This is a genomic window from Rhodanobacter sp. Soil772, from assembly GCF_001428385.1.
In the GTDB taxonomy this organism is placed as follows: Bacteria; Pseudomonadota; Gammaproteobacteria; order Xanthomonadales; family Rhodanobacteraceae; genus Rhodanobacter.
In genome coordinates this window covers 171,438-187,714 of sequence record NZ_LMSK01000003.1, presented here as the reverse complement: position 1 = coordinate 187,714, position 16,277 = coordinate 171,438, and the positions used below count along the sequence as shown (strand labels likewise).

General features: G+C 67.9%; 12 protein-coding genes. 6 read left to right on the top strand and 6 right to left on the bottom strand.

Annotated elements, in window-relative coordinates:
* Window positions 1–11: 11 nt before the first annotated feature.
* Together ASG75_RS12435 and ASG75_RS12430 are read left to right on the top strand one after the other, a co-directional pair.
* Complete coding sequence (locus tag ASG75_RS12435) at window positions 12–1,112, top strand: alpha/beta hydrolase (RefSeq protein ID WP_235580221.1); 1,101 nt, start codon at window positions 12–14, stop codon at window positions 1,110–1,112.
* 64 nt (window positions 1,113–1,176) lie between these two features.
* The gene (locus ASG75_RS12430) at window positions 1,177–2,565 is read left to right on the top strand and encodes a sigma-54 dependent transcriptional regulator (RefSeq protein WP_056389830.1); all 1,389 of its coding nucleotides are present in this window, start codon (window positions 1,177–1,179) and stop codon (window positions 2,563–2,565) included.
* A gap of 12 nt (window positions 2,566–2,577) precedes the next feature.
* Here the strand turns inward: ASG75_RS12430 and ASG75_RS12425 are convergent, their stop codons facing one another.
* The 6 genes from ASG75_RS12425 to ASG75_RS12400 form a co-directional block, all read right to left on the bottom strand.
* Entirely contained in the window at window positions 2,578–3,846 is a 1,269-nt protein-coding gene (locus tag ASG75_RS12425) for an FtsX-like permease family protein (RefSeq protein ID WP_056389828.1), read from the bottom strand.
* The gene (locus ASG75_RS12420; RefSeq protein WP_056389826.1) at window positions 3,843–5,168 is read right to left on the bottom strand and encodes an FtsX-like permease family protein; all 1,326 of its coding nucleotides are present in this window, start codon (window positions 5,166–5,168) and stop codon (window positions 3,843–3,845) included. The genes ASG75_RS12425 and ASG75_RS12420 overlap by 4 nt, the downstream gene beginning before the upstream one ends.
* Window positions 5,169–5,200: 32 nt before the next feature.
* Window positions 5,201–6,769, bottom strand: coding sequence for a response regulator (locus ASG75_RS12415; protein WP_200935699.1), 1,569 nt, complete (start codon window positions 6,767–6,769; stop codon window positions 5,201–5,203).
* 78 nt (window positions 6,770–6,847) lie between these two features.
* Window positions 6,848–7,294: a response regulator gene (locus ASG75_RS12410; RefSeq protein ID WP_056389823.1), complete on the bottom strand. Its 447-nt coding sequence runs from the start codon at window positions 7,292–7,294 to the stop codon at window positions 6,848–6,850.
* Window positions 7,295–7,303: 9 nt separating this feature from the next.
* Complete coding sequence (locus tag ASG75_RS12405; RefSeq protein ID WP_235580220.1) at window positions 7,304–9,067, bottom strand: ATP-binding protein; 1,764 nt, start codon at window positions 9,065–9,067, stop codon at window positions 7,304–7,306.
* A gap of 112 nt (window positions 9,068–9,179) precedes the next feature.
* Window positions 9,180–11,519 (bottom strand): GH92 family glycosyl hydrolase, encoded by a 2,340-nt coding sequence (locus tag ASG75_RS12400; RefSeq protein WP_056389818.1) that lies wholly within the window; start codon window positions 11,517–11,519, stop codon window positions 9,180–9,182.
* Window positions 11,520–11,651: 132 nt separating this feature from the next.
* On the opposite strand from ASG75_RS12400, the gene ASG75_RS12395 reads away from it, so the two are divergent.
* The 4 genes from ASG75_RS12395 (at window position 11,652) to ASG75_RS12380 (ending at window position 16,266) form a co-directional block, all read left to right on the top strand.
* On the top strand, window positions 11,652–12,704 hold the full coding sequence (locus tag ASG75_RS12395) for a LacI family DNA-binding transcriptional regulator (protein WP_056389816.1): 1,053 nt from the start codon (window positions 11,652–11,654) through the stop codon (window positions 12,702–12,704).
* A 99-nt stretch (window positions 12,705–12,803) separates the two neighbouring features.
* Window positions 12,804–14,060, top strand: a complete 1,257-nt coding sequence (locus ASG75_RS12390; protein ID WP_235580241.1) for a sugar MFS transporter — start codon at window positions 12,804–12,806, stop codon at window positions 14,058–14,060.
* Window positions 14,061–14,062: 2 nt separating this feature from the next.
* Window positions 14,063–15,043, top strand: coding sequence for a carbohydrate kinase (locus ASG75_RS12385; protein ID WP_056389809.1), 981 nt, complete (start codon window positions 14,063–14,065; stop codon window positions 15,041–15,043).
* Window positions 15,040–16,266 carry an AGE family epimerase/isomerase gene (locus ASG75_RS12380; RefSeq protein ID WP_056389805.1) on the top strand — a complete coding sequence of 409 codons (1,227 nt, stop codon included), beginning with the start codon at window positions 15,040–15,042 and terminating at the stop codon, window positions 16,264–16,266. The genes ASG75_RS12385 and ASG75_RS12380 overlap by 4 nt, the downstream gene beginning before the upstream one ends.
* Window positions 16,267–16,277 lie beyond the last annotated feature (11 nt).

Sequence of the window (16,277 nt, the reverse complement as noted above, 5' to 3'; positions counted from 1 at the left end):
GGAGAAAGGCCATGCCTGCACTACGCACCCACCGGCTGATGCAAACCGCGTTCTGCACCGGCCTGCTCTACATCGGCCTGCTCTACATCAGTATGTTCAGCACCGCGGCGTTCGCGCAAGCGCAGCGGCCCGGCGTCGACAGCCGCGGCAACGTGAGCGTGCCCGCCTTCGTCGTGCCGTACTCGGCGTATGCGTCGCCCGAGGCGCAGCAGCAGTTCCAGCGGATGCTCGAACAAAGCCGGCACGCGCCGGGCATCGGCTCGATCGCCGCCAGTCGCGCCTACTACGACAGGATCAACACCGATCGCGCCAAGCGCATGCAGAAACTCTATCCGGTGAAGATCCACGCCGAGACCGCCGGCGGCGTGCCCACCGACGTGGTGCTGCCGGCGCAAGGCATCGCCGCGAAGCAGCGGCACCGCGTGCTGATCAACCTGCACGGCGGCGCCTTCCTGTGGGGTGCACACAGCGGCGGGCTGGTGGAGTCGATTCCGCTGGCCAGCCTGGGCCGGATCAAGGTCGTCAGCGTCGACTACCGGCAGGGGCCGGAACATGTGTTCCCGACCGCCAGCGAGGACGTCGAGGCGGTCTACCGTGCCCTGCTCAAGCAGTACCCGGCGCGGAACATCGGCATCTACGGCTGCTCCGCCGGCGGCGTGCTCACCGGCGAGGCGGTGGCGCGGATCATCACCCACAAGCTGCCGGTGCCGGGAGCGATCGGCACCTTCTGCGGCTCGATCAGCGACCTCGGCGGCGATTCCGCCTACGTGGCGCCCGTGCTGAGCGGCGACTCGCCGCCCGCCGGGCCGCTCAAGCTGGCCGACCTGCCGTACTTCAAGGGCGCCAGCGCCAGCGATCCGCTGGTGTTCCCGGCCAATTCGCCCGCGCTGCCGGCGAAATTCCCGCCGACCCTGCTGATCACCGGCAGCCGCGATTTCACCCTGAGCTCGGTCCTGCACAGCCAGGCCCTGCTGACCGCGGCCGGGGTGGATACCGAGCTGCACGTCTGGGACGGCATGTGGCATTCGTTCTTCTCCGACCCGGACATGCCCGAATCGCGCGAGGCATACGCGGTGATGGTGCGCTTCTTCGACCGCCGGCTGGGGCACTAACAGTCTTTGCCCCGCAGCTCGGGGCCGGGTATTCTCTGCTGCATCGATAGCCACGCGCCGTGCCATGAACCCACAGACCGTCCTGGTCATTGACGACGAACGCGACATCCGCGAACTGCTGACCATCACGCTGGGGCGGATGGACCTGCAGGTCGACGCCGTCGGCACCGTCGCCGAGGCACGCCGCGCGCTGGCCGAACGCAGCTACGACCTGTGCTTCACCGACATGCGGCTGCCTGACGGCACCGGCCACGAGATCATCGAGCTGATCGCCGCGAACCATCCCGACATGCCGGTGGCGATGATCACCGCCTACGGCAACGTCGACGCCGCGGTGAACGCGCTGAAGGCCGGCGCATTCGACTTCGTCTCCAAGCCGGTCGACATCCAGATGCTGCGCGGCCTGGTGCGTACCGCGCTGCGCCTGGCCGAGGAAAGGCGCACCGGTGCCGCCGCCGCGAAAACCGGCGATTCCGGCGACCGCCTGATCGGCGACTCCGCGGCGATGCAGCAGGTGCGCTCCACCATCGGCAAGCTGGCGCGCAACCAGGCGCCGGTCTACATCGCCGGCGAATCCGGCGTGGGCAAGGAGCTGGTGGCGCGGCTGATCCACGAGCAGGGCCCGCGCGCCAGCGGCCCGTTCGTGCCGGTCAACTGCGGCGCGATCCCGTCCGAGCTGATGGAGAGCGAGTTCTTCGGTCACCGCAAGGGCAGTTTCACCGGCGCCAGCGTGGACAAGGAAGGCTTGTTCCAGGCCGCCCAGGGCGGCACCCTGTTCCTCGACGAAGTAGCCGAACTGCCGCTGCACATGCAGGTGAAGCTGCTGCGCGCGATCCAGGAAAAGGCGGTGCGCCCGATCGGCGGCCGCGACGAAATCCCGGTGGACGTGCGCATCCTCTCGGCTACCCACAAGAACCTCGGCCAGCTGGTCGAGCAGGGCCAGTTCCGCCAGGATCTGTTCTACCGCATCAACGTGATCGAGCTGCGCGTGCCGCCGTTGCGCGAGCGCCGCGGCGACGTGCCGCAGCTGTCCGCGTTCATCCTCAAGGCGCTGGCCGGCAAGAGCGGCGAAAGCATCGGTCAGTTGTCGCCGTCCGCCCGCGACGCGCTGGACGCGTACGACTTCCCCGGCAACGTGCGCGAACTGGAAAACGTCCTCGAACGCGCGATGGCGATGTGCGACGGCAGCACCATCGAAGCCGTCGACCTGATGCTGCCCCAACGCAGCGCGCGGCCCAGCCAGGAGGCGGCGACACCAGGCCAGCAGGCAGCGCCGGCACCAGCGGCCGCCAGCGCCAACGGCGGTCTCGACGACTACATCAGCAACCTCGAGCGCACCGCCATCGTCAAGGCACTGGAAGAATCGCGCTACAACAAGACCGCCGCCGCCCGCAAACTCGGCATCACCTTCCGCGCGCTGCGCTACAAGCTGAAGAAGCTCGGCATCGACTGAGGCAGAGCACGCTCACACCGAGCGCGTCGCCTCCACCGGCGGCACCGCAGCGGCGCTCCGCGCCGGGCCGAACACAGCCAGCTGGCCAAGCAGCCACAGCAACAGCGCGCCGACACCCAGCACCCACAGCGGCATCCGCGGCAGTTCGTAGTGCGTCATCAGCGACAGGTTCGCGGCGATGCCGAGTGCCACGCCCAGCACCACGCCGATACCGACGATCAGGGCATTTTCGGTCTGGAAATAACGCAGGATGTCGCCGCGCGTCGCGCCCAATGCACGCCGCACGCCGATCGAGCGACGGCGCTGGCCGACCCAGAAGCTGCTCAAGCCCACGATGCCACCGGCCGTCGCCAGCAGCAGCAACACGCACACCGCGCCCATCATGATCGCCACGCCGCGATCGGTGGCGTAGGCCTTTGTGCGCGCCTGTTCCAGAGTAACCACGCCGTCTTCCGGGCTGATCACGCGCATGCGGTTCTGCGCGACCAGTGCAGCCGGCGCCGCGCGCAGTACCGCCGCGAGCTGGCCCGGTTGCGCGCGCACCAGATAGACCGTACCGCCGGCATAGCTCGCCCCGTCGTCGGAGCTGGCGTAACGCGCCGGCACCAGGACGGTGTCCTCGTCGATCGAACGCGTGCTGCTGCCCGCGTAACTGCCTTGCAGTCGATCGACCATGCCGATGATCGTGCTCGGGCCGTCGTCGCTGAGATAGACGCGCTGGCCCACCGCCGCGCCGTCAGGGAAAAGCTTGTGCGCCAGGTCGCGCGTAATGATGATCACCGCCGGTCTCGACGCATCGTACGGACCGAGGCTCACGATCTCGTCGGCGCGGAAATTGCGGCCAGCCACGAGCGCGGTGCCGAACGTGTCGAGTGCGTGCTCGTCGGCGAAATAGGAAAGGGCGAGCTGCGCCTTCGTCGTCTGCGCGACCTGATGCTTGATGCGCACCAGCCCGCCACCGCCCTCTTGCATCGGATAGGCTTCGCTGGCAAACGCGTTGTGCACGCCCGGCAGGCTGCGCAACGTCACCAGATCGGCGCGCATCTGCGCGTCGATGTGCGGTACGTCCGGCTGGCCGATCCACCCGTTCTTGATGACGAACAGATGCGCCTCGTCGGTGCCGGTCGGGCGCGACAGATGCAGCACCCGCGTCTTGACGATGAACAGCGCGTTGCTGACCACCGCCAGGGTCAGCGCGATCTGCAGCACGATCAGCAGCGTGGCCATCTTGTGCCGACGCAACGCGGCCAGGATCGGTCGTATCTGCATCGTCATGTTCATCCGTTCGACTTCAGCTGCCACGCCGGCTGCACCTGGGCGGCGCGCCAGGTGGGATACAGCGCGGCGACCAAGCTGGCCGCCACCGCGACCAGCACGGTCAGCAGCAACAGCGATGCATCCAGCGTCGCCAGCCGGGCGATTTCCGGCTCGAACACGTGACCGATGCCGGCCATGCCCAGCGCCGTCAGCAGCAGGCCCAGCACGCCACCGGCCAATCCAATCGCCGCCGCCTCGACCAGAAACTGGCGATAGATCGCGCCGCGCGACGCGCCCAGCGCGCGGCGCACGCCGATCTCCGGCGCGCGGCGCATGAAGCGGGCCAGCATCAGGCCGACCACGTTGACCAGACAGATCAGCAGAAAACTCGCCGAGACGATCATCGACAGCGCCGATGCCTTCGGCACCACTTTCATCACGTCCAGCCACTGCCCGACATCGGACAGGCGCACGTTGGGCGGCCACGCAAAGCGGCCGACGCGCTGCTGTTCAGCCGCGTAGTTGTGCAGCCAGCCGCGGTAGCGCTCCACGTCAGCGCGCGTGGGCAGCTCCACCCACGCGGCGATCCACGCGCATTCGCTGTGCAGGATGCTGTCCCAGTTCGGCAGGTAGGGATCGACCGAGTTTGTGCTGCAATAGAAGTTGGTGCTGGCGGCTTTCTGCAGATCGATGGCACGGCTGAACGGGAGATACAGCTGGCGGGGATGACTGAAGGGATACCACGTGCTGCTCACATCGAAGAAGCGCGGGCTGGGATTCCAGTTGTCCAGCACGCCCACGATGCGGTAGGCGTGCGTATCCAGATTGATCTCGCGGCCCACGCTGTCGGCGCCGCCGAACAGTTTCTGGTTAAGCGCGCTACTGATCACCACCACCGCCGCGCGCTGATCGTCGTCGCTGGCCGACCAGCCGCCGCCGTAACGGAACGGCACGTCGAACATCGCGAAGAAGTCATGGCTGACCGCATCGCCCTCCTGTGAAGACGGCAGGTGCTGCGCGTCACCCGGCATTACCGTCCACTTGCTGCCGTAGATCAGCACCTGCCGCCGCGCCTGTCGCGCATGCAGCAATACCGTGGCGTCGGTGTAGCTGAGCAGGTTCGGCGGCTCGCCCTTCCAGTTCTGCGCCGGCCCGAAGTTGTCGATCTGCGGCACGAACAGCTGGTTCGACTTCCAAGGAATCGGATCGGCTGCGGTGGCGCGAAACACCGCGAAGGTGACCATGCAGGTGGCCACGCCACAGCCCATCAACAGCACGACAAGCGCGGTCAGCGCCTTGCTGCGGCGGAAGCTGCGCAGGGCCAGATCAAGGTAGTCCGCAAACATCCTTGTCCTCGTGGTCGTCGTACCCGCGCGGCTCACGCATCGGCCGCGTTGCCGGCCGCATTCAGCGCCTTGCGCAAGGCGCGCAGCAACGCCTGGGTGGTGACCGGCTTGTCGATCACGTAGAGGTGTTCCAGCAGGGGCAGTTCGCGCAGGTCCGGCGTGGCGCCGGGGCGCGCCAGCAGGATCACCGCGCCACTGTAGCCATGCTCGATCAGCGCGGCCAGCGTGCGCACGCCGGTGAACAGGTTCATGTCCGCATCCAGCACCACCAGGTCGGGCAGGCCGCCGGCTTCGATCCATTGCAGCGCGGCGGTACCGCTCTGACTGGCATGCGCCTGATAGCCGTAGGCATCGAGTGTATCGGCCAGCAGCGACAGCTGGCCGGCCTCCTCCACCACCACCAGCACGCGTTCGGCGGCGCCTTCCAGGTCGTCTTCGCCCTCCGGCTGGCCGCCGTCGACGACCGGCTCCTCCAGCGGGAAATACAGGTCGAAGCGGGTGCCGCGGCCCGGTTCGCTGTCCACCCGCATCACGCCACCGTGGCTGTCGACGATCCGCTGGCATGAAAGCAGGCCGAGTCCGGTGCCGGCTTCCTTGGTGGTGAAGAACGGTTCGAACAGATGCTCGAGCACCGACTGGTCCATGCCGGGGCCATCGTCGATCACGCTGATGCACAGGTAACGGCCCAGTCGCGGCTGTTCTTCCGGCAGGAAGAAATCCGCCGACAATGACGTCTGCGTGGCCTCGACGCGCAGATGGCCGCCGTCCGGCATGGCCTGGATCGCGTTCAGGCACAGGTTGAGCAGGCATTGCTGCAGTTCGGTGTGGTTGCCCTCGAACGACAGTTCGGGATCGTCGATGACCAGTTCCATCGATACCGTACGCGGCACGCTGCCCTGCATCAGCAGATCGAACGCACTGAACAGCGCGCCCAGCCGCACCTGCTCCGCGCGGCGCGCGCCGCGCGCGAACGACAGCATCGAGTGCACCATGTCCAGGCCGCGCTTGCCGCAGTCGCGCACCAGCTTGCCCAGCCGCGCCAGGCGCGGGTCGTCCTGGTAATCCTGCAGGCTGTCGCCGGCCAGCAGCAGCGGCTGCAGCAAATTGCGCAAGTCGTGGCTGAGGCCGCCGGCGAGCATCGCCAGGCTCTCGAAACGCTGCGCGCGGATCAGCTCCGCCTCGGAGCGGCGGCTGGCCCGGCGCGCTTCGGCCTCGCTTAGCGCGCGGCGCACCGCGCTGGCCAGCCGGGCCGGGTTCTGCTTCAGGATGTAGTCGGTGGCGCCGTTGCGCAGCGCCTCGATCGCCGCCTCCTCGCCCAGCGTGGCGGAGACGAAGATGAAAGGCAGGTCCTCGTCGCGCCGGCGCAGCAGGTCGAGCGCATGCTGACCGGAAAACCCGGGCATGCTGAGGTCCGACAAAACGATGTGCGGCCTGAAGCCGATCAGCGCGGCGAGGAAGCTCGCCTCGTCGTCGACCAGGCGCACCTCGTAGCCGATGTGATCGGCATCAAGCTCGGCCAGCACCAGCTCGGCATCGAGCTGGCTGTCCTCGACTTGCAGCACCCGGATGGCCGGTATCGCCCGAAGTTGCCGGTTTGGCATATGGTTCCCTGCTGCCCCCGCCCGTTTCCGGCGCCGCATGCAGCCTGGGGCCGATGCGAGTCGCCGCGTTCCATTCGCTCATTCGTGCTCGGGCGCCTGGTTGAGCACCGCCCAGAACTGCCCCAACGTGCGCACCGCGTCGAAGAACTGGTCCACGTCGACCGGCTTGATCACGTAGGCATTGGCGCCCAGGTCCCAGCTGCGCGCCAGGTCGCTTTCCTCGCGCGAGGACGACAGGATCACCACCGGAATCCGCCGCAGCCGCTCATCGGCACGCATCGCGGTCAGCACGTCCAGCCCGTTCATGCGCGGCATCTTGATGTCCAGCAACACCACCGCCGGATCGCCCGGATCGCGTGCGGCCCACGCACCGCGGCAGTAGAGATAGTCCATGCACTCCACGCCGTCTTCCACGTGCACCACCGGGTTGGCCAGGTGCGCTTCGCCGAGCGCGTCCATCGCCATTTCGGCGTCGGCCAGGCTGTCTTCGACCAGCAGGATGGTGCGCAGGTCTTTCTTGTTCATGCTTCGCTCTCAGGTGCGTGTGCCGGCCGCGTCGGTGGCCGGCAGCGAGAAATGGAAATGGGCACCCTGCCCCGGCTCGGCCTCGGCCCAGACGCGACCGCCGTGGCGCGCCACGATCCGTCGCACGTTGGCCAGCCCGATCCCGTTGCCCGGGAATTCCGAAGCGCGGTGCAGGCGCTGGAACACGCCGAACAACTTGTCCGCATACTGCATGTCGAACCCCGCACCGTTGTCGCTTACCGTGAATTCGTAGTCGCCATTGCGCCCCTGCTGCACGCTCACCGCGATGCGCGCCACCTCGCAATGCCCGGTGTACTTCACCGCGTTGCCGAGCAGGTTCTGCCAGACCGTGCGCAGCATGTTCTCATCGCCGATCACCATCGGCAACGGCGCGATGGTCCACACCATACGCCGATCCGGCACACCCGATTCGGCCAGCGCGCGGGCCTCGTCGACCAGCGACTGCATGTCCACCGCCTGCAGCCGCAGCGCGCCGCGGCCGAGCCGCGAGAACACCAGCAGGTCGTCGATCAGCACGGCCATGCGCTGCGCCGAGCTGGCGATCACCTCGATGTAGTGGCCGGATTTTTCGTCGACGTGGTCGCCCAGGTGCTGCTCCAGCTTGCGCGCGAACCCGGCGATATGGCGCAGCGGCGCGCGCAGGTCGTGCGACACCGAATAACTGAACGCCTCCAGTTCGCGGTTGACGTCGGAGATCTGCGTGACCTTGCCTTCCAACTGGCGATTGAGCTCGTTCACCTGCTGCTCGGCCAGCGCGCGCGTGGTGACGTCGCTGACCGTCAGCAGCAGCGCCGGCGCGCCGCCGTCGTGCTGCTGCAGCCGGCGTGCATTGATCACCAGGTGCCGATCGATCCCGTCGACGGTGCGCTGGACCAGCTCGTGGTCCCACAGCTCGCGATCGCGCAGCAGCACGTCGTTCAGGCGTTGCAGCAGCACGTTGTCGCTCCAGGCGCCTTCGCCGATCTGCACCAGCGGCTGCGAGCGCTGCCCCGAGTCCATCCCGTACAGCTCGCTGAAGGCGTTGTTCACCAGCAGGCTGTTCAGGTTTTCGTCGAACAGCGCGATCGGTTCGCGCACCGCCTGGAAGATCAGCTGCGAACGCAGCACCGCGCGGCCCTCGCGGGTCTCGGCCAGCAGACGCCGGCCGATCTGCCGCTCGGAGGCGATCACGATGATGGCCAGCAGCAGGATCTGCGCCAGCGCGGTGATCGAAAGCACGATGCGCCCATCGAGGGACTGCCGCGTGGCCTCCTCCCGGCGTTGCTTCAGCAGGCCGTCCTCGATCTGCACGATGCCGGCAATCTGCGCATTCATGCCGAACAGGTCGTCGGCGTCACGCAGCGACTGCCGGGCACCCTCCGGATTGCCCTGCTGCAGCCGGGCCAGCGCCTGGTTCATCAGGGTCAGGCGGCCATTGACGCCGCCGGCCAGGGCACCCATCAGCGCCTGCTGATCGGGATTGTCGCGGGTCATCTTGCGCAGTTCCTGCAGCAGCGGCGGCACCTCCTTGCCGACCCGCGCCGCACGCGCATGCGTGGCCTCGTTCACGTCGCCTGCCAGCAGACGATAGGTGGCCGCCTCGCTGTCGTGCACGACATAAGCGACCCGATAGGCCAGCGACTTCACCTCGGTCGAACGGACCACCCACTCGGTGGCCTGCTCGGTATCGCGCGCTCCCTGCAGCGTGACGATATACGGCAGGCCGACGATGATCAGCATCGCCAGCAACAGGCCAACGGTACGCCAGCGCATGACTCCCCTGGTTTTCATCCCGCCCGCTGCATCGGCCGACCTACGGTCAAAGGGTTCCTGCCGCATTCTGGCATGTTTCATCCATGCCTCACCCAAGCCACGCGGGCGCGACTTATTCATCGTAGCGACTCATCGCCGCCGGCCGGGCTGTCGCCGCGCGGCCCCATTCGCGATTCGGCCCGGCCTGCATGGTGAAGTGCAACTCGCCGCCGGCCACGATCTCGCCGTGGCGCAGGTACGTGCGATCGAGCGGCTTGCCGTTGAGCGTCACCGCACCGACGTACGGATGCGCATCATCCAGCGGCGATGCAGTGACCGTGAACGTGCGGCCGCTGCCCACATGGATCGCGGCGCGCGACACGAACGGCCGGCCGATCGCGTACTCGTCGCTGCCCGGCGTCACCGGGTAGAAGCCCAGCGCGGTGAACACGTACCAGGCCGACATCTGGCCGAGGTCGTCGTTGCCGCTCAGGCCGTCGGGGCGCGGTGCGTACTGGCTGTCCATGATCTGCTTCAGCCTGGCTTGCGTCTTCCACGGCGCGCCGGCGTAGTCGTAGAGATAGGCGATGTGATGGCTGGGCTCGTTGCCGTGCGCGTACCAGCCGATCAGCCCGGTGATGTCCTCGACGTGCTTGAAGTGCGAGGGGTCGACCTTCGCGTCGAACAAGGCATCGAGTTTCGCGACAAACTTCGCATCGCCGCCCATCGCGCCGATCAACCCGGCCACGTCCTGCGGCACGTACCACGAGTACTGCCATGCGTTGCCTTCGGTGAAGTCGCTGCCGTAGCCGGCGGCGGTCGGGTCGAACGGCTCGCGGAACGTGCCGTCGCTCAGCCGCGCGCGCATGAAACCGGTTTTCGGATCCCATGCATGACGCCAGTTCGCCGCCCGCTTGGCGAACGTGGCGGCGACGTCGGTCTTGCCCATCGCCTTCGCCATCTGCGCCAGCGACCAGTCGTCGTAGGCGTATTCCAGCGTCTTCGAGGCGCCTTCGGGTTCCTTGTCGATCGGCACGTAGCCGAGCTTCATGTAGTCGGCGAGGTCACCGTACGGCGCGTAGGTGGCGCTGGCCACCATCGCCGCCAACGCCTTGTCCGCGTCGAAGCCACGCACGCCCTTGATGTACGCGTCGGCGATCACCGGCACTGCGTGGTAGCCGATCATGCACCAGGTCTCCAGCCCCTGGTACGCCCACACCGGCAGGATGCCGAACGGGCTGGCCTCGCGCGCGGCGATCAGCGAGCGGATGAAATCGGTGCTGCGCGCGGGATTCAGCAACACCATCAACGGCTGCTGCGCACGGTAGACGTCCCACAGCGACCAGGTCGAGTGGAACTCGAAGCCATCGGCGCGATGCACCGCGTGGTCGGGCCCGCGGTACTCGCCGTTGACGTCCATGCTCAGCGTGGGCGACAGCATGGCGTGGTAGAGCGCGGTGTAGAACTGTGTCTTCGCGGTCTTCGGCGCGTCGATGTCGACCACCGCCAGCGCCTCATCCCAGGCGGCTTTCGCCTCGGCGCGGCGCGCGTCGAAATCCCAGCCCGCGCCATCCTTGTCCAGGTTGGCGAGCGCATTCGCCTCGCTCACCGGCGAGATCGCCACCTTCACCTCCAGCGGCTTCTTCAGCTTGCCGAAGTCGAACACGCCGACCAGTGCGCGGCCGTCCTGCGCATCGCGATCCTCGGCCTGGTTGCCCGGCCCCTTGAACCCCTTGTAGGCGATGTCGGCCTCGCGATTGAGCAGCTCGCGCGAAGTCATCGGCTGCGAGAAACGCATGGCAAAGCACAGCTCGCGCCCCGGCGCCCAGCCGCGGGTGGTGCGGCAACCGGTGACGGTGCCGTCGCCGCGCACGCGCAGGCTCGACCACAGCACCTTGCCGGCGTAGTCGTAGATGCTCGGGCGCAGGTCCAGCAACACGTGCGCCGGCTTGCCGGCCGGGAAGGTGTAGCGGTGCCAGCCGATCCGCCGCCCGGCGGTGAGTTCGGCGCGCACGCCGTAGTCGCTCAGTGTCACCGCGTAGTAGCCGGCCTGCGCTACTTCACTGGCGTGCGAGAAGCGCGAGCGGTAGCCGCTGCCCGGCCTGGTCGGGTCGCCCGGCTCCAGCCGCACGTCGCCGGCAATCGGCATCACCAGTACGTCGCCCAGGTCCGAATGGCCGGAGCCGGAGAAGTGCGTGTGCGAAAAACCCAGGATGCTGCTGTCGCCGTACTGGTAGCCGGCAGCCCACTTGTAGGCGTGCTTGAAGTCCGGCATCGCGGTGTCCGGCGACAGCTGGATCATCCCAAACGGCACGGTGGCGCCGGGAAGGGTGTGGCCGTCGCCGCCGCTGCCGATGCGCGGGTCGACCGCCGCAGCGTGGCCGTCGGCACGCGCGGCGACAGGTGTCATCGCCGCGATGCCGACCGCGGCACCGAGCAGACAGGGGAGTACGCCATGCAGCCGGATGGTCATCGTCGATCTCGTTTGCTGGAACGATTCAAAGCGGCACGCTAACACTCGCTGCCGGTCAAGGCATGCTGCGCCGCGACGTGCGCAACGGCAGCGATAAGTTACATTTGGATCGTTCTAATCCGGTGAAACTGCATGCCGAGTCAAACTCCGATCGGGCGCAAGGTGACCTTGAACGACATCGCCGCGGGCTGCGGCGTGTCGCGCGCCACGGTGTCGCTGGTGCTGCGCGACAGTCCGCTGGTGAACAAGCTCACCCGCGTCCGGGTCGAGGAGGAACTGCGCCGGCAGGGTTACGTCTACAACCGCGCCGCGGCGAACCTGCGCCGGCGCACCTCGACCAGCATCGCACTGGTGCTGAACGACCTGGCCAATCCGTTCTTCGCCGAGTTCGCCGCCGGCGTGGACGAGACGCTGGCCGCCGCCGGCTTCGTCACCCTGCTCGGCTGCACCGGCGAGTCGCCCGCACGCGAGCAGGCGGTGCTCGGCTCGCTACTGGAACACGGCCCGGCCGGGATCATCCTGTCGCCGGCCGAACACAGCAAGGCGCACGACGTGCTGGCCGTGGTCGGTCGGCGCGTGCCGCTGCTGCTGTTCAACCGCGAGCTGGGCGGCGCGCTGCCCGAATTCGCGCACTGGGACCAGCTGATGCTGGACAACCAGCATGGCGCCCGCCTGGCTACTGAACACCTGATCGCCCGCGGCCACCGGCACATCGCGTTCTTCGGCGGCCATCACGATTCCAGCTCGTGCCGGCAGCGCCACGCCGGTTACGTCGAGGCGATGCACACGGCCGGGCTGCGCACCGAACCGTACTGGCGTATCGAATGCGCACCGACCCGACTGGATGCCGCCCACCACGCGCCCGCCCTGTTCGCCGGCGCACTCGCCCCGACCGCGGCGGTCTGCTACAACGACGCGGTCGCGCTGGGCCTGGTGCTCGGCCTCAACCAGCGCGGGTTGCACCCCGGCCGGGACTTCGCGCTGACCGGCTTCGACGACATCGCCGAAGCGGCGCTCGGCACGCCGCCGCTGACCACCTTGTCGGTTGCGCCGCGCGAGCGCGGCCAGCAGGCGGCACAACTGGTACTGCAGCGCCTGCAGCAACCGCAGGCCGCCAGCCACCAGACCGTGGCACCGGTACAACTGATCGTTCGCGAAAGCAGCTGCCCACCACTCACCGCCTGACCACACCACACTTTCCGGGGAATCCACATGGCCTTCGCCCAAGTTCCGTCACCGACGCCCGACTCGCCCGCACATGGCGAGCGCTATACCGACTACCCGATGGCGATGGGCGTGCTCACCACCATCTTCTTCATGTGGGGCTTCCTGACCTGCCTCAACGACATCCTGATCCCGCACCTGAAGTCGATCTTCCAGCTCAACTACGCCCAGGCGATCCTGGTGCAGTTCACCTTCTTCGGCGCGTACTTCCTGATGGCGATGCCGGCCGGCCGGCTGATCGCCGCGCTTGGCTACAAGAAGGGCATCGTGGCCGGGCTGGCGATCGCCGGTGTCGGCGCACTCGGCTTCTGGCCGGCGGCCAGCTTGCACCTGTACCCGGCGTTCCTCGGCGCGCTGTTCGTGCTGGCCACCGGCATCACCGTGCTGCAGGTGGCGGCCAACCCGTACGTGGCGCTGCTGGGTCCGGAAAAAACCAGTTCCAGCCGGCTGACCCTGGCGCAGGCGCTGAATTCGCTGGGCACCACGCTGGCGCCGCTGTTCGGCGGCCTGCTGATCCTGTCCAACGTGGTGAAGAGCCCGGCCGAACTGACCGCGCTGGAACCGGCGCAGCGCCTGCTCTACGACACCCAGCAGGCGCAGGCGGTGCAGTTCCCGTACATCGGGCTGGCCGTGGTGCTGTTCCTGCTGGCGATCTTCGTGTGGCTGTTCCGCCTGCCGGCGCTGACCGAGGCCACCGACAGGGGCGACCACGACCGCCACGGCTTCGTCGAGGTGCTGCGCCATCCGCACGTGCTGTTCGGCGTGCTCGGCATCTTCTTCTACGTCGGCGCGGAAGTGTCGATCGGCAGCTTCATGGTCAACTACCTGTCGATGCCGGAGATCGGCCACATCAGCGAGCAGCAGGCCGCGCACTACGTATCGTGGTATTGGGGCGGCGCGATGGTCGGCCGCTTCGTCGGTTCGGCGCTGATGGCGAAGTTCTCGCCGCGCAAGCTGCTTGCCCTGTTCGCCGCGATCAACGCGCTGCTGGTGCTGACCACCATGCTGAGCAGCGGCAACGTGGCGATGTACAGCATCATCGCGATCGGCCTGTTCAACTCGATCATGTTCCCGACCATCTTCGCGCTCGGCATCGAGCGGCTGGGGCCGATGACCAGCAAGGCGTCCAGTCTGCTGATCATGGCGATCGTGGGCGGCGCGATCATTCCCTACGTGCAGGGTGTGTTCGCCGATCACATCGGCCTGCAGCACGCGTTCTTCCTGCCGCTGCTGTGCTACCTGTACATCGTGTTCTACGGCGTCAGCGGCTCGAAGATCCGCAGCACCCCGCCGCCGGCCACCGACGAAAATCATTGACGATGGCCATGCGACCCATCCTGTGCTTCGGCGAGGCACTGATCGACCTGCACGCCGACGGCCTCGACGCGCGCGGCTTCGCTGCGCGCTTCACGCCGTTCGCCGGCGGCGCGCCGGCCAACGTGGCGGTCGCCGCCGCGCGGCTCGGCGGACACGCGCGCTTCGCCGGCATGCTCGCGCGCGACCGCTTCGGCGACTTCCTGCTCGACAGCCTGCAGCAGGCCGGCGTCGGCACCGCCGACGTCGTGCGCACCGATACGGCAAACAGTGCGCTGGCCTTCGTCACCCTGGATGCACACGGCGAACGCAGCTTCAGCTTCTACCGCGACAACACCGCCGACCTGCTGTTCCAGCCGGCCGACTTCCGCGCCGACACCTTCTGCGACGTCGCCGTGTTCCACGTCTGCTCGAACAGCATGACCGACCCGACGCTCGCCGCCACCACCCGCGAAGGCATGCAGCGCGCGCACGGCGTCGGTGCGCTGGTCAGCTTCGACCTCAACCTGCGCCCCGCGCTGTGGCCGGCCGATGTCGATCCGCACCCGCTGCTGTGGCCGGCATTGCACCTGGCCGACGTGGTGAAGCTGAGCGCCGAGGAATTCGCCTGGCTGGCGCCGGACGGCGAGCAGGCTGCGCTGGACCGCCTGTGGCTGGGCCGCACCCGGCTGATGGTGGTGACCGACGGCGCCAGGCCGCTGCGCTGGTTCCACCCCGACGCCGAAGGCGAGCTGCCCGGTTACGCGGTCGCCGTGGTCGACTCCACCGCCGCCGGCGATGCCTTCATGGGCGGCCTGCTGTGCTGCCTGGCCGACCTCGACGCCGGCGCCGAACGGCTCGACCGGCTGGTCACCGAACTGCCGCGCCTGCACGCGATGCTGCGCTTCGCCGCCGCCTGCGGCGCCCTCACCGTTACCCGCCAGGGCTCGTTCGCCGCGATGCCGCGCGGCGACGAGGTGCTGGCCTTCATGGAGCAACAGGCATGAACGCCACTCCCGACTTCCGCTCCGCCGATTTCCTGCGCGAGCACATCGCGCAGACGATGGCGTTCTACCACCCGCGCGCGATCGACCCGGAAGGCGGCTTCTTCCACTACTTCCGCGACGACGGCACGATCTACGACCGCACCCACCGGCACCTGGTCAGCAGTACCCGCTTCGTCTTCAACTACGCGATGGCGGCGATCGAGTTCGACAACGCCGCGGCTTCCAGCAGTGAATACCTCGAAGCGGCCCGCCATGGCCTGCGCTACCTGCGCGAAGTGCATCGCGACCCGTACACCGGCGGCTACGCCTGGACGATCCGCGACGAGCAGCCGGAAGACCGCACCAACCATGCCTACGGCGTGGCCTTCGTGCTGCTCGCCTATGCCAGCGCGCGCAAGGCCGGCATCGGCGAAGCCGCCGCGTGGATGGACGAAACCTGGCACCTGCTGGAACAGCACTACTGGGACGCCGACGCCGGCCTGTACCGCGACGAGGCCGATGCGAACTGGCACTTCAGCGACTACCGCGGCCAGAACGCCAACATGCACATGTGCGAGGCGATGCTGGCCGCCTACCAGGCCAGCAGCGAGCCGCGCTATCTCGACCGCGCGTACACCCTCGCCGACCACATGACCCGCCGCCAAGCCGCGCTGGCCGGCGGGCTGGTATGGGAGCACTACGACCGCGACTGGGCCATCGACTGGAACTACCACCGCGACGATCCTAAGCACCTGTTCCGCCCGTGGGGCTTCCAGCCCGGCCACCAGACCGAGTGGGCCAAGCTGCTGCTGATCATGGAGCCGCTGCTGCGCGCACGCGGCTACGACGAGGACTGGCTGCTGCCCACCGCGCGGCAGCTGTTCGACACCGCGCTGGCGCGCGCCTGGGACAGCGAGTACGGCGGCATCTGCTACGGCTTCGCGCCCGACGGCAGCGTCTGCGATGACGACAAGTACTTCTGGGTGCAGGCCGAATCGCTGGCCGCCGCCGCACGGTTGCACGCGCGCACCGGCGAGCCCGCCTATGACGATTGGTACGGGAAGTTGTGGGCGTACGCGTGGCAGCATTTCGTCGACCACCGTTACGGCGCCTGGTACCGCATCCTCACCCGCGACAACCGCAAGTACGACGACGAGAAAAGCCCGGCCGGCAAGACCGACTACCACACCATGGGCGCCTGCCACGAAGTGCTGGCGCTGTTGCGCGCCGGCGGCCAGCCGTGATCCACCACTCT

Coding starts and splice junctions, on each gene's coding strand:
- ASG75_RS12435 (WP_235580221.1), top strand. CDS start 12: ATGCCTGCACTACGCACCCACCGGCTGATGCAAACCGCGTTCTGCACC.
- ASG75_RS12430 (WP_056389830.1), top strand. CDS start 1,177: ATGAACCCACAGACCGTCCTGGTCATTGACGACGAACGCGACATCCGC.
- ASG75_RS12425 (WP_056389828.1), bottom strand. CDS start 3,846: ATGAACATGACGATGCAGATACGACCGATCCTGGCCGCGTTGCGTCGG.
- ASG75_RS12420 (WP_056389826.1), bottom strand. CDS start 5,168: ATGTTTGCGGACTACCTTGATCTGGCCCTGCGCAGCTTCCGCCGCAGC.
- ASG75_RS12415 (WP_200935699.1), bottom strand. CDS start 6,769: ATGCCAAACCGGCAACTTCGGGCGATACCGGCCATCCGGGTGCTGCAA.
- ASG75_RS12410 (WP_056389823.1), bottom strand. CDS start 7,294: ATGAACAAGAAAGACCTGCGCACCATCCTGCTGGTCGAAGACAGCCTG.
- ASG75_RS12405 (WP_235580220.1), bottom strand. CDS start 9,067: ATGCGCTGGCGTACCGTTGGCCTGTTGCTGGCGATGCTGATCATCGTC.
- ASG75_RS12400 (WP_056389818.1), bottom strand. CDS start 11,519: ATGACCATCCGGCTGCATGGCGTACTCCCCTGTCTGCTCGGTGCCGCG.
- ASG75_RS12395 (WP_056389816.1), top strand. CDS start 11,652: ATGCCGAGTCAAACTCCGATCGGGCGCAAGGTGACCTTGAACGACATC.
- ASG75_RS12390 (WP_235580241.1), top strand. CDS start 12,804: ATGGCGATGGGCGTGCTCACCACCATCTTCTTCATGTGGGGCTTCCTG.
- ASG75_RS12385 (WP_056389809.1), top strand. CDS start 14,063: ATGGCCATGCGACCCATCCTGTGCTTCGGCGAGGCACTGATCGACCTG.
- ASG75_RS12380 (WP_056389805.1), top strand. CDS start 15,040: ATGAACGCCACTCCCGACTTCCGCTCCGCCGATTTCCTGCGCGAGCAC.